Here is a 12,555-nt window from a genome sequence, read left to right on the forward strand (position 1 = left end):
CCTCAATCAATTCGAAGCCGACGTTCGGCATAGCCGTACAAGGGGCGCCACAGCAGTCGGTTGAAACCCACCACGAACATCGCCATGACCGACACCCCCAGGGCCACGCGCTGCAAATCCCCCGCCGAGGTGGCCAGGGCAATGAACGACCCCAGGCCCGAGGCATACAGGTGCTCATGACCCCAGAACACGGCTTCGGCGACGATGCTGGCGTTCCAGGAGCCGCCTGCCGCCGTCAAGGCGCCGGTGACGTAGTAGGGGAATACCCCCGGCAGCGCGACCTGGCGCCACCATTGCCAACCGCGCACCTGGAAGCTGCGCGCCGCTTCCCGCAGGTCGGTCGGCAAGGCGCTGGCGCCGGCGATCACGTTGAACAGGATGTACCACTGGGTGCCCAGGACCATCAGCGGCGACAGCCAGACATTGGGGTTGAGCTTCAGGGCAACAATGGCGACCACCGCGAACGGGAACAGCACGTTGGCCGGGAACGCCGCCAGCAACTGCGCGATGGGCTGCAAGCGCTCGGCCCAGCGCGGGTTCAGGCCGATCCAGACGCCGATGGGCACCCAGACCACGCTGGCAAGCACAATGAGCACGGCGACGCGCAGCAGGGTCGCCAGGCCCAGGCCGAAAACCTCGATCACGTCGCCCAGGCCCAGGGTGCTGCCAATGAAGCGCGACAGTTGTACCGCGCCGACCAGGCAAGCGACCGCCACCAGGCTCCTCCAGGCCAGGTCGGCCAGGCGGTTGAAGCGGGCGCCGGTGTGAAAACGCAGGCGGCGGGCAAACCGTGCAAGCCTGTCCAGCGGCAACGCGGCCATGAGGTCTTCCAGCACGAGCAACACCCACGGCACCAGTCGGGTCGCGCGCAGCAGGTCGTAGACCCTGGAGCGTGGGCGTTTTTGCGAGGCGGTCTGTTCGAAGCGAAAGCGGTCCGCCCAAGCGACGATGGGGCGGAAGAACAGCAGGTCATAGAGGATGATCACCACGGCCATGGCGAATACCGCCCAGGCGATCGCCACGGCGTTTTTCTGCGCGATCGCCAAGGCCAGCCATGAGCCGATACCCGGCAAGCTGACGGTGGTGTCGCCGACGGTGATGGCTTCGGACGCGACCACGAAAAACCAGCCGCCGGACATGGACATCATCATGTTCCACACCAGGCCAGGCGTGGCGAAAGGCAGTTCGAGCCTGACAAAGCGTTGCCAGGGCGAAAGCGCGAACTGCCGGCTGACTTCCTGGAGGTCGTGGGGCACGGTTCTCAGCGACTGATAGACGCTGAACGTCATGTTCCAGACCTGGCTGGTGAAAATGGCAAAGATCGCCGCGCATTCCACGCCCGTTTCCTTGCCCGGAAACAGGCCCATGAAGAACACCACGGTAAAGGTCAGGAAACCCAGCACCGGCACTGACTGAAGGATGTCCAGCGCCGGCAGGATAACGAGGGCCGCCTTGCGGCTCTTGGCGGCCAGCGTGGCGACGACCAGGGAAAAGACCAACGAGGCGAAGAGGGCGATGAACATGCGCAGGGTGGTGCGCAAGGTGTAGGCCGGCAGGTGGCTCAGGTCCACGGACAACGGCGAGGAAACCAGGGCACCGAGAGGCTGGTTCATCTGTTCGACGCCATAGAAAATGAACGCCGCCAGCAAGGCGATGAGGCTGAGCAGGGTGACGTCGGCCCACCAGGATGCGTGCTCGTTATCGTTCAGGGAGGGCAATGCGGGGGCACGGAATGAAGAGCGCATCGAGCACCTCGTTCAGGGTGTCGGTATTGACGTGCGCTGAGGTTAAGGCGGGCCCTGGGCAATGACCACTGAGATTAAGGACGCGAAACGATACCTTGGTATAGCCGTGGCGAAGGCCTGCGTTCTGATCCGGTTTTTTTGCCGGCAGGTGGCCCTGTCATGCAACGGCAGGCCCACGCCAGAATAGGGCAGGCACGCGGTGCCCAATTCACATGTTCATTGGTTGCGATTCTTTCAGGAGGGCTCATGGCGAAGATGGCGATGTTCTTGGGTGGGTTTTTGGCGCTGACCTTGTTGATCGGCGTGCTTGCGACGATTTCGCCGGTGTGAGCCGGCGAGGGTAAGGGCTGCCGTGGCTAGCGGTGCAGGATCACCTGGGCGATATCCTGCAAGCCTATGATGCGCTGGGCGGCGTTGAGCTTGATGGCTTCCTTGGGCATGCCGAAGACCACGCAACTGGCTTCGTCCTGGGCCACGGTGCTGCTGCCGGCGTCGAGCATTTCCTTCAGGCCGCGGGCGCCGTCGTCGCCCATGCCGGTCATGATCACGCCGGTGGCGTTGCGTCCGGCGAACTTGGCCACGGAGCGGAACAGCACGTCCACCGAAGGCCGGTGACGGTTGACCAGCGGGCCGTCCACCACCTGCACGTGGTAGAACGCGCCGCTGCGGGTCACCATCATGTGTTTGCCGCCCGGGGCGATCAACGCCAGGCCCGGGTGGATGCGGTCGTTGTTGCGCGCCTCGCGCACTTCGATCTGGCACAGGCTGTTGAGCCGGGCGGCGAACGAAGCGGTGAATTTCTCCGGCATGTGCTGGACGATGACAATGCCCGGGCACACGCGAGGCAGGGCGGTGAGCACCGCTTCCAGGGCCTGGGTGCCGCCGGTTGAGGTGCCGAGGGCGACGATGCGCTCGGTGGTCTGCGCCATGGCGTGGCCATTGGCGGCGGGCAGCATGGCGTCGGCCGTGAGTTTGGTGGCGGGCGTCAGTGCGACCGGGGCGGCGCGCTTGCCCAGGTTACGCACATTGACCTGGGCGGCGGCGCGGATCGCCGCCACCAGTTCCGGCGCCGATTCCAGCAGGAAGTTCTTCAGGCCGGTGGTGGGCTTGGTGATGATTTCCACCGCCCCGGCGGCCATCGCCTGTAAAGTGGTTTCCGCGCCCCTGGGGGTCAGGGACGAGCAGATCACCACGGGCGTGGGGCGTTCGCTCATGATCTTCTTGAGGAAGGTGATGCCGTCCATGCGCGGCATTTCCACGTCCAGCACGATCACATCGGGCCACTCACGGGCCAGTTTGTCCATGGCAAAAATCGGGTCGGACGCGGCGCCCATGACGTGGATATCCGGGGTGTCGCTGAGGATCGCCAGCAACACCTGGCGGACCACGGCCGAGTCATCCACCAGCAGTACATTGATCTTTTTTGACATGGTTAATGCCGAGTCCTTATCGGTTGGTGCCTGACCCACACGTCGCCATTGCACAGGTCGAAGATGATGCTTCGGTAGCCGGTGCTGCCCATGTCCTGGGCAATCAGGTCGAGGCGGTAGAGGGCGGTCATTTCCAGGGCGGCGTTGATGTTCAGCCGTGCCACATCACCGTAGGGAATGTGGCGTTGCAGCTCGGGGAACATCTCGCCACCGCCGAACAGCTTCAGTTGGTAGTCTTCGGGGTCGGTCCGGTGGGCCCGCGCCTGGCGAATGAACAGCTCGATGGCCTCGTCGGCGTACAGGCCATTGAGGGCCGTGGAGCAACGTGAGCGGCTGGGCAACATGAAATGGCACATGGCGCCGATTTTGCGTACGGGGTGCCACAGGGTGATCGCCACGCAGGAACCGAGGATCGTGCGCAGCCGGGTCGGGCAGGTGGCGAAGCGGAATTCCCCCGGTGCCAGGTACACCTCTTGCACTTCCCTCATCAAGGCGCTCATGGCTTGCGATAGATCGAGGGGGCCACCAGTTTCAGCGCATCGGACACACCGTTGAGGCTTTCCGAATGGCTGATGATGAAGTAGCCGCCGGGCTTGAGTCGAGGGATCAGGCGGGCGACGACCTTACTCTTGGTGGCTTGGTCGAAATAGATCATGACGTTGCGCAGAAAGATCACGTCGAACTCTCCCAGGTCGGGCAACGTGTCGTTGAGGTTGACCTGGATGAAGTGGACCCGGCTGCGCAACGTCCGGTCGATGAGAAAAGTGCCTTGCTGGCTGCCGGTGCCCTTGAGGCAATACTTCACCAGCAGTGGATGGGGCAGGGTGCGTGCCCGTTCCATCGGGTAATGCCCGGAACGGGCCTTGGCCAGTACTTGGCTGCTGATGTCCGAACCGATGACTTCCCAAGGCGTGGTCCCCAGCCCTTCGGCCAGGGTCATCGCCAGGCTGTAGGGTTCTTCTCCCGACGAACTGGCGGCGCTCCACAGGCGGAACGTCTTGCCCGGCGTGGCGTTGGGCAGCACCTGCTGGCGCAGGAAGTCGAAATGCTTGGGCTCGCGGAAGAAGTAGGTTTCGTTGGTGGTGAGCAGGTCCAGCGCCACCTGCAATTCATCGGTGCGCTGGCCGTTCATGATCAGCTTGAAATAGTCGCCGTAGCTGTCCAGCTCATAATGCTTGAGGCGCTTGAACAGGCGCCCGGCGACCAGGGCTTTCTTGGCCTCGGACAGGTTGATGCCGGCGGCCTGGTACAACCAGGACTGGAACTGGCTGAACTCACGATCGCTGAGGGCCACTGAATTCACGGTGCGTTCCTTGCAACTGTCGACGTTCACGGGGCCTCGACTTCCAGCGCGCTCGGGCTGGCTTCGGCGAGTTGCGACATTTCGTCGATGGACAGCACGCGCCCGACCTCCAGCACGATGACGAACTTGCCATCGACCTTGGCCATGCCGCTGATGAAGTCGGCGCGGATCTTCGCCCCGAAGCTGGGCGGCGGTTCGATCTGCGACGACGGGATTTCCAGGACGGCCGACACCGTGTCCACCAGCAGGCCGATGTCCTGGGCGTGGCCGTCCTCGGTGTTGGCCTCGATGATCACCACGCACGAGCGTCGGGTGATCGTCGAGTTCTGCCGGCTGAACCGCGCCGACAGGTCCACCACCGGCACGACCGCGCCGCGCAGGTTGATCACCCCGCGCACGAAAGCCGGCATCATCGGCACGACCGTGAGGTTGCCGTACTCGATGATTTCCTTGATGCACAGGATGCCGATGGCGAACATCTCCGTGCCGAGCATGAATGTCAGGTACTGCGCTTCTTCCTCGACCGCAGCGGCGGTTTGACGTGTCGTAGCGATGGCGCCCATGCCTGTATCTCCTTTAAGCGAGCTTGTGAAAACCGACCGTCAGAACCGGGTGAATTCGGATTCGTCCGGAGCGCTCGCCATGCTGTAGGCAAAGGCCTTGGGCAGGGCGGGCACGGCGGCGCGCGCCGGTTTGCGGCTGGACGGGCCCGGGGTGTTGTCGACTTTCAGCGGCTGGCTGGCCGACTTGGGCGGCGTGTCCAGGGTGAAGAAACTCATGGCCTGCTGCAGTTGCTCGGCCTGGCTGCTCATTTCCTCGGCGGTGGCGGCCAGCTCTTCGCTGCTGGACGCGTTCTGCTGGGTCACCTGGTTGAGTTGGGTCATGGCGGTGTTGATCTGCGCCACGCCAGCGGCTTGTTCCTCGGAGGCCGCGCTGATTTCCTGCACCAGGTCCGAGGTCTTGTTGATGGACGGGACCATCTCGTTGAGCAAATGCCCGGCAGTCTCGGCCATGTCGACGCTGCTGGAGGACAGCTCGCCGATTTCCTGGGCCGCCACCTGGCTGCGCTCGGCCAGTTTGCGCACCTCGGCGGCGACGACGGCAAAGCCCTTGCCGTGTTCGCCGGCGCGAGCGGCTTCGATGGCGGCGTTGAGGGCCAGCAGGTTGGTCTGGTAGGCAATGTCGTCGATGATGCTGATGCGCTGGGCGATTTTCTTCATCGCCACCACGGTCTGCTGCACCGAGTCGCCGCCTTCGGTGGCTTCCTTGGCGGCCTTGCTGGCCATGCCGTCGGTGACCTTGGCGTTCTCGGTGTTCTGGTTGATGCTGGCACTCATCTGTTCGATGGACGCGCTGGTTTCCTCGACGCTGGCCGCTTGTTCGCTGGTGGCCTGGCTCATGGATTGGGCCGTGGCACTGACCTCTTCGGAGGCGCTGGCCAGGTTGTCCGCCGCGTTGCGCACTTCACCGATGATGTGGGAGAGCTTGCCCACCATGTTCTGCATGGCGTTGAGCACCATGCCGGTTTCGTCCTTGGAGCCGGCTTCGATTTTCGCGTTCAGGTTGCCTTCGGCCAGTTGTTCGGCCACCGATGCGGCTTGCTTCAGGGGACGGGAAATGATCCGCGAGATGAACAGCGCCAGGCCCAGGCCGGTCAGCAGGGCTGCCGCCAGCACGGCAATGATCGACAGGCGCGATTTCTCGAACAACGCGGTGCCACGTTCGCTGGCCACGCCGGCACCGGCGTCATTGAGGTCCACCAGTTTCTGCAGGTCGGCGGTCACCAAATCGAAGCGACGTTTGGACTCGCCCCGCAGCAGTGCATGGGCCTGGTCCGACAGGTTCTGCCGGGACAGTGCCATCAGGTCCTTGCTGACCGCCAGGTAAGCGACCCAGTCAGAGCGGGTGGTCTCGAACAACTGGCGGTCTTCGGCGTTGGAGAGCAGTTTTTCGTATGTCGCCAGGCGGGTCTCGAAGGCTTTTTTGGATTCTTCGGCTTCCTGTTCGACCGTGTTGCGTTCCTGCTCGGAATCAGCGGTGATGTGGCGGTTTTCCTTGAGACGATAGTTCGCCGCGAAAAACCGCATGCCCGAGGCGGCGCGCATCGACGGCATCCAGTTGTCGCGGATCTCCTGGGTGGTGCCGTTCACCTCGCCCAGCTGGATGATCGAGAACACACCCATGGCAGCGGTCAGGGCCAGCACCATCAGAAATGACGTGATCAGTTTGGTGGCGATTCTAAGATCGTAGAACCATTTCATCGGGAAGTACCTCTCCATGGAATTGCTAAAGCGTCAGCGAGCAGTGGCTTGTTGAAATTGAGTGGTGTAGCGGTTTTCTATCTGGGCGATCTGGGTCAGCAGCGCGGGGATGTCGAGAATCAACGCCACGGCGCCGCTGCCCAGGATGGTCGAGCCGCTGATGCCGCGCAGGGCGCCGAACAACTTGCCCAAGGGCTTGATGACGGTCTGGAATTCACCCAGCAGGTCATCCACCACCAGCCCGGCCTTGAGTTCGGCGTAGCGCACCACCACCACGTTCTGCCGGCGCGAGGCCGGGCCTTCGTGGTTGAAGTGGTCGCGCAGGTAGACCAGCGGCAGGACTTCACCGCGCAGGTCCAGGTAACCCTGCTCGCGGCTGGCGATCCCGTCGTCTTCGCTCAACTCGACACATTCCTGGACCATGTCCAGCGGGATGACGTAGGTGGACTGGTCGATGCCCACCAAAAAGCCGTTGATGATTGCCAGGGTCAGCGGTAGGCGGATGCGCACCACGGTGCCCTGGCCCGGCTGGCTGTCCAAGTCGACGGTGCCGCGCAGCAGGGTGATGTTGCGCTTGACCACGTCCATGCCCACGCCCCGTCCCGACAGGTTGGTAACGGCCTGGGCGGTGGAGAAACCCGGTTCGAAGATCAGGTTGTAGATCTCCTGGTCGGTGGGGGTGGCGCCGGGGGACACCAGCCCGCGTTCCTGGGCTTTTTCCAGGATCCGGTCGCGGTTCAGACCGGCCCCGTCGTCGGCGATTTCCAGCACGATGTTGCCCGAGTCGTGGTAGGCGTTGAGGTGCAAGTGCCCCTTGGCCGGCTTGCCGGCCGCCAACCGCGCCTCGGCGGTTTCGATGCCGTGGTCCATGGCGTTGCGCAACAGGTGCATGAGCGGGTCGCCGATCTTTTCCACCACGGTCTTGTCCAGCTCGGTTTCGGCGCCGTTGATGATCAGGTCGATGTCCTTGCCCAGTTCCTGGCTGACGTCGCGCACCACTCGGCGGAAGCGGTTGAAGGTCTCGCCAATGGGGATCATGCGCAGGCGCAGGGCACCGTCGAGGATCTCCTCCACCAGGGCGGACACGCTGGAGGTGGACTCCTGCAACGGTGCGTTATGGCAGGTGCGCGCCAGCAGGCTTGCGCCGGCGCTGGCGATGACCAGTTCGCCCACCAGGTTGATCAACTCGTCCAGCTTGTCGGCGTTGACCCGCACATAGGCGCCGTCCTTGGCCTTGTTGTCGGTTGTCGTCGGTTGTTTGTCGAGGGCGACCCGGGAGGCCGCCCGCGGGGTCTTGCGCTGGTCCGGCAACAGCTCGCCGGTGGTGACCAGCGCGGTGTTTTCCTCGGGCTGTTCCGGCTGGGTCGTGACCAGGCCGGTATTCGCCGCAGGCGCGGCATCCTCAAGGGCGACGATTTCGATGACGCAATCTTCGCGGACAAAATCGAAGACTTCGTTGATCGCCTGATGGCTGGCCGCCGAGCTGAACTCGATGTCGAAGCCCAGGTAGCAGGATTCGGCGTCCCAGGCTTCGATGGCGGGCAGGGTGTCCGTCAGGGTGCTGAGGTCGACGATTTCACCGAGGGTTTGCAGGTAGCGCAGGAACGACAGCGGGTCCATGCCATTGCGAAATACCTCCTGGCCGAAGCGCAGGGAAATGTGCCAGAGGCGCAGTTCGCCGGGTGCCTGCGCGGCGCTGCTGCTGGCCGCCGTGGGTGTGTCGGTGGAGGGCGGCGCCTGGTATCCCTGCAGCACCTGGCACAGCTCCATCTCGCGTTTCAACGCCGGGGGCGTCAGTGTCCCGCCCTGGTTGGCCACTACGTTGATCAGCTCCAGCATGTGATCGCTGGACTTGAGCAATACGGCGATCAAGCCGGTGTCCACCTCGACGCTGCCATTGCGCAGGCGATCGAGCACGTCTTCGACGATGTGGGTGAAGCTGACGATCGGTTCCAGGCCGAACAGCCCGGCCGAGCCCTTGATGGTGTGGGCCGCGCGGAAGATCGCACCGATGGCGTCATCGTCGCCCGGGTTGGTTTCCAGTTGCAGCAACGACTCTTCCATCGCCTGCAACTGTTCCCGTGCCTCGACGATGAAGGTCTGTTGTGCCTGATCGAGATTGATGCTCACGCTCATATCCTTTGTCGTGTCGGGCCGCAATACAGGGGCCTAGGCTGGCAGGTTGCACAGCTCGAGTGTTTCGGTGACGGCTTTGCTGCGACCGGTGAGGGCCAGGTGGGTGCCGGCCTTCGGCGCCTCGCGCAGCACCATCAGCAGCAGTTGCAGCCCGGCGCCGTCCATTTCAGTGACCTGCGACAGATCCACCTCCATGCGCGGCGTGGCCCCTAGGTGGGGCAGCCACTGTGCGGACAGGTCGGCGGCGGTGTAGATCGTCAGCTCACCGTCGATCTGCACCTGCGCGGTGTCATCGACGGTTTCGTACAACAACGGCATTGCAGCCTCCAGCCCTCAGGGCAGAATCAGTTTGGACACCGCCGCCAGCATCTGCGCCGGCTGGAACGGCTTGACCACCCAGGCCTTGGCCCCGGCCGCCTGGCCTTCCTGCTTCTTCGACTCCTGGGATTCGGTGGTCAGCATGATGATCGGCGTGAACTTGTAGCTGGCCAGCTTCTTGACCTCCTTGACGAAGGTGATGCCGTCCATGTTCGGCATGTTCACGTCACTGATGATCAGGTGGACTTTCTGACCGTTGAGCTTGCCCAGCGCGTCTTTGCCATCGCTGGCCTCGATCACGTCGTAGCCGGCACTTTTCAACGCGATGCCGACAACCTGCCGAACGCTCGCCGAGTCGTCGACAACCAATACACTTTTAGCCATGAACGGCTCTCCTAAAAGAAGGTTATTTCCTGTGAAGCTTGCTGCACGCTCGAGTCGCCGTGGTGGTTGCGGCGTTGCTCGTCAGTGGCGTAAGTGGTTTCCATGCGCGCCAGCCATTGGCGGGCATCGATGGTGACGGCTTGGTCGGGCGACTGGCTGGCCTGCTGCAAGTGCACATGCAGGTCTTCGATGTTGTCGCGCACGTGGCTGAGGATCTGGCTGACCCGATCCTGGAATTGCAGGCTGACCAGCACTTCGGTGAGTTCGTCGCGGATCCCGAAGCTTTCCTGTTGCAGCAGCTCGGCCGAATTGGCCAAGCGCCCGGTCACGCTCTTGAAGCGCTCCAGCACGCGCTGGATGCTTTGCTCGGAGGCACTGACCGAATGACTGTCCTGGTCTGCGCCGCTGGAGGCGGCCTGGACCAGTTGGGTAATGGCGGTGTTGATGATGTCGACCTTGGCCGACATCTGCTGGCCGGTCTCGCTGGACTTGCTCGACAGGCTGCGCACGGCGTCGGCCACCACCGCAAAACCACGCCCGGCTTCACCGGCACGGGCGGCTTCGATGGCGGCGTTGAGGGCCAGCAGGTTGGTCTGGGCGGCAATCGCCGCGACGTCGGCGGCCATGGTCCGCAGCTCGCCAGTGTAGGCGGTCAGGTTGCGCACCTGGGCCAGGGTTTCATCGCGGCTGGTCTGGGCCGTTCTCAAGATGTCGATGAGCTGGACCAGCTCGCTTTCGCTTTGGGCGAGCACCTGCACGGCACCGCCGCTGCCACTGCCGGCCAGTTCGCCGGCGGCTTGCTGCGAGGCTTGCACGGTGTCTTCCAGGCGGGAGGAGATACCGGTGAAGCGGCTGGTCAGCGAGACGATCGCGGTTTCGGTCTGCTGCCGGGAGCTCTCCACTTGCTTGGCCCAGATCGGCATGGCGCCCAGGACCACTTCGTTGAGTTGCGCGTTGGAGTGGTGGGAGCGCTGCTCGCTGGCGTGCCGTTCATGCTGGGCAGTGGCCGCGGCGAATGCACGGTCGAACTGCCGGCGCTGCGTCCGCGCGCCCCACACGCCCGCGGCAATACCCAAGGCCAGGATCACCGCGCTCAACGCAATGTTCTGCCCGCTCAGGCCGTTGAGCAGCAGCACGCCGATGCTTGCGACGACGGCCACGAGCACGGGGTTCCAGAGCAGGCGTGGTTGGATAGAGGTAAAGGAATGACCGTGTGAATACGACGTCATGGTTCGGTCCTTGAACAGTGTTGCTACAGGTTATTGGCGAATAACTGGTTATCTGCGACCCCTGGTCAGACTTGAAGACCAGTCGTCCGATTCCGACCGCTGTAGGCAATGACCTACGCAGCGCGTGGCACTGTGCTATCTCAGACTAGACGCTGTCTCCCAATTGTCGAGTCGGACCGACGAAGCCATTTGTGCACGCGATCCCCTGTGGCGAGGGGATTTATCCCCGATGGGCTGCGAAGCTGCCCCACACCTGACGACTCGGTACGAGAGATGTATTGATTTCAGCTTGTCAGGGTCGCTTCGCAACCCAACGGGGATAAATCCCCTCGCCACAAGTGCTGATTGCGCTAAATTACCTGGCATTGGATTTTGAACCTGCCCTCATGAGTTCCCATGCTGCCGACCCCGCCTCTCTGGAAAACCTACCTGCTGTTCCTGGCCCCCATGGTCCTGTCCAACTTCCTGCAATCGATGTCCGGCACGTTCAACAGCATCTACATTGGCCAGATGCTGGGCACCCAGTCCCTGGCGGCGGTGTCGGGGATGTTCCCCATCGTGTTTTTCTTCATTGCGTTGGTGATTGGCCTGGGTGCGGGGGCAGGGGTGCTGATCGGGCAAGCCTATGGCGCCGGCGAAACCGGAACGGTCAAGGCGGTGGCCGGTTCGACGTTGCTGCTGGGGGCGATCATCGGCTTGGTGGCGGCGGTGCTCGGCAGTGTTTTCGCGCGCCAGGCGTTGCAGGGGTTGGGGACCCCGGCGGATGTGCTGGACGAGGCCGTTTCGTATGCTCGGGTGATGATGTGGCTGTTGCCGATGCTGCTGGTGTTCGTGCTGTTCACCCAATTGCTGCGTGGCGTGAGCGATACGCTGACGCCGCTGTTGGCGTTGCTGGTGTCCACCGGCGTCGGGCTGCTGCTGACCCCGGCGTTGATCCGGGGCTGGCTGGGGTTGCCGCAGATGGGCATCCAGAGTGCGGCCCTGGCGGGGCTTGTGGGCACGACCTCGGCCATGGTCATGCTGGCCTGGCGCCTGAACCGCCGTGAGCACCCTTTGGCGCCGGATCGCGCCTTGTTCGCGGCAATGCGCCTGGACCGCGAGATCCTTGGCAAAGTGTTGGGCATCGGCTTGCCCACCGGCCTGCAGATGGTGGTGATCTCGGTGTCGGAGCTGGTGATCCTGGCGCTGGTCAATCGCCACGGTTCCCAGGCCACGGCGGCGTATGGCGCGGTGACGCAGATCGTCAATTACGTGCAGTTCCCGGCGCTGTCGATCGCCATCACCGCGACGATCCTGGGCGCCCAGGCCATCGGCGCCGGTCGGCTGGAGCGGCTTGGGCCGATCCTGCGCACGGGGCTGCTGGTCAACGTCTGGCTCACCGGCGGGCTGGTGGTGCTGGGGTATCTGTTGTCCCATTGGCTGCTAGGGTTGTTCATCACCGATCCGGCGGCGCGGGTCCAGGCCGAACACCTGTTGCACATCATGCTCTGGAGTTTGCTGGTGTTCGGCTTCCAGGCGGTGGTCGGCGGCATCATGCGCGCCAGCGGCACGGTGCTGGTGCCGGTGGCGATCTCGATCTTCTGCATCGTCGGGGTGGAGGTGCCGGTGGCTTACCTGCTGGACGCACACTTCGGCCTGCAAGGCGTATGGATGGCATTTCCGGTGGCTTACCTGAGCATGCTGTTGCTGCAAACGGTCTACTACAAGCGGGTCTGGCAGCATCAGCGGATCGAGCGGCTGGTATAGCCC

12 protein-coding genes are annotated in these 12,555 nt (G+C 63.5%); 2 read left to right on the forward strand and 10 right to left on the reverse strand.

The genetic code is table 11. The features are described from left to right. Positions 1-2: 2 nt before the first annotated feature. Complete coding sequence (locus AD664_RS12625; RefSeq protein ID WP_053146949.1) at positions 3-1,745, reverse strand: ABC transporter permease subunit; 1,743 nt, start codon at positions 1,743-1,745, stop codon at positions 3-5. A 159-nt stretch (positions 1,746-1,904) separates the two neighbouring features. Between AD664_RS12625 and AD664_RS27510 the strand changes: the two genes are divergently transcribed. Continuing rightward, entirely contained in the window at positions 1,905-2,075 is a 171-nt protein-coding gene (locus tag AD664_RS27510) for a hypothetical protein (RefSeq protein WP_157061564.1), read from the forward strand. Positions 2,076-2,101: 26 nt separating this feature from the next. Here the strand turns inward: AD664_RS27510 and AD664_RS12630 are convergent, their stop codons facing one another. From AD664_RS12630 to AD664_RS12670, 9 genes are read right to left on the reverse strand one after another with little or no spacing between them, the layout of a single operon-like run. Continuing rightward, a complete protein-coding gene (locus tag AD664_RS12630) occupies positions 2,102-3,175 on the reverse strand; it encodes a chemotaxis response regulator protein-glutamate methylesterase (protein ID WP_042730621.1) in 1,074 nt (357 codons plus the stop codon). A gap of 2 nt (positions 3,176-3,177) precedes the next feature. After that, entirely contained in the window at positions 3,178-3,675 is a 498-nt protein-coding gene (gene cheD, locus AD664_RS12635; protein ID WP_080922096.1) for a chemoreceptor glutamine deamidase CheD, read from the reverse strand. Beyond that, positions 3,672-4,508 carry a protein-glutamate O-methyltransferase CheR gene (locus AD664_RS12640; protein WP_042730623.1) on the reverse strand — a complete coding sequence of 279 codons (837 nt, stop codon included), beginning with the start codon at positions 4,506-4,508 and terminating at the stop codon, positions 3,672-3,674. Before AD664_RS12640 ends, cheD begins: the two co-directional genes overlap by 4 nt. Further along, positions 4,505-5,041 carry a chemotaxis protein CheW gene (locus tag AD664_RS12645; RefSeq protein WP_042730624.1) on the reverse strand — a complete coding sequence of 179 codons (537 nt, stop codon included), beginning with the start codon at positions 5,039-5,041 and terminating at the stop codon, positions 4,505-4,507. The genes AD664_RS12640 and AD664_RS12645 overlap by 4 nt, the downstream gene beginning before the upstream one ends. 39 nt (positions 5,042-5,080) lie before the next feature. Next, on the reverse strand, positions 5,081-6,739 hold the full coding sequence (locus AD664_RS12650) for a methyl-accepting chemotaxis protein (protein ID WP_053146951.1): 1,659 nt from the start codon (positions 6,737-6,739) through the stop codon (positions 5,081-5,083). Between the two features lie 33 nt (positions 6,740-6,772). Further along, positions 6,773-8,869 (reverse strand): chemotaxis protein CheA, encoded by a 2,097-nt coding sequence (locus AD664_RS12655; protein ID WP_053147081.1) that lies wholly within the window; start codon positions 8,867-8,869, stop codon positions 6,773-6,775. Positions 8,870-8,908: 39 nt separating this feature from the next. After that, a complete protein-coding gene (locus AD664_RS12660) occupies positions 8,909-9,193 on the reverse strand; it encodes a lipid asymmetry maintenance protein MlaB (RefSeq protein WP_053146953.1) in 285 nt (94 codons plus the stop codon). Between the two features lie 15 nt (positions 9,194-9,208). After that, positions 9,209-9,577, reverse strand: coding sequence for a response regulator (locus AD664_RS12665; protein ID WP_003203044.1), 369 nt, complete (start codon positions 9,575-9,577; stop codon positions 9,209-9,211). Between the two features lie 11 nt (positions 9,578-9,588). Continuing rightward, entirely contained in the window at positions 9,589-10,806 is a 1,218-nt protein-coding gene (locus tag AD664_RS12670) for a methyl-accepting chemotaxis protein (protein WP_053146955.1), read from the reverse strand. Between the two features lie 396 nt (positions 10,807-11,202). On the opposite strand from AD664_RS12670, the gene AD664_RS12675 reads away from it, so the two are divergent. Further along, the gene (locus AD664_RS12675) at positions 11,203-12,552 is read left to right on the forward strand and encodes an MATE family efflux transporter (protein ID WP_053146957.1); all 1,350 of its coding nucleotides are present in this window, start codon (positions 11,203-11,205) and stop codon (positions 12,550-12,552) included. Positions 12,553-12,555 lie beyond the last annotated feature (3 nt).

Source organism: Pseudomonas sp. P97.38, assembly GCF_001269745.1.
Classification (GTDB): Bacteria; Pseudomonadota; Gammaproteobacteria; order Pseudomonadales; family Pseudomonadaceae; genus Aquipseudomonas; species Aquipseudomonas chlororaphis_E.

Coding starts and splice junctions, on each gene's coding strand:
- AD664_RS12625 (WP_053146949.1), bottom strand. CDS start 1,745: ATGCGCTCTTCATTCCGTGCCCCCGCATTGCCCTCCCTGAACGATAAC.
- AD664_RS27510 (WP_157061564.1), top strand. CDS start 1,905: ATGCAACGGCAGGCCCACGCCAGAATAGGGCAGGCACGCGGTGCCCAA.
- AD664_RS12630 (WP_042730621.1), bottom strand. CDS start 3,175: ATGTCAAAAAAGATCAATGTACTGCTGGTGGATGACTCGGCCGTGGTC.
- cheD (WP_080922096.1), bottom strand. CDS start 3,675: ATGAGCGCCTTGATGAGGGAAGTGCAAGAGGTGTACCTGGCACCGGGG.
- AD664_RS12645 (WP_042730624.1), bottom strand. CDS start 5,041: ATGGGCGCCATCGCTACGACACGTCAAACCGCCGCTGCGGTCGAGGAA.
- AD664_RS12650 (WP_053146951.1), bottom strand. CDS start 6,739: ATGAAATGGTTCTACGATCTTAGAATCGCCACCAAACTGATCACGTCA.
- AD664_RS12660 (WP_053146953.1), bottom strand. CDS start 9,193: ATGCCGTTGTTGTACGAAACCGTCGATGACACCGCGCAGGTGCAGATC.
- AD664_RS12665 (WP_003203044.1), bottom strand. CDS start 9,577: ATGGCTAAAAGTGTATTGGTTGTCGACGACTCGGCGAGCGTTCGGCAG.
- AD664_RS12670 (WP_053146955.1), bottom strand. CDS start 10,806: ATGACGTCGTATTCACACGGTCATTCCTTTACCTCTATCCAACCACGC.
- AD664_RS12675 (WP_053146957.1), top strand. CDS start 11,203: ATGCTGCCGACCCCGCCTCTCTGGAAAACCTACCTGCTGTTCCTGGCC.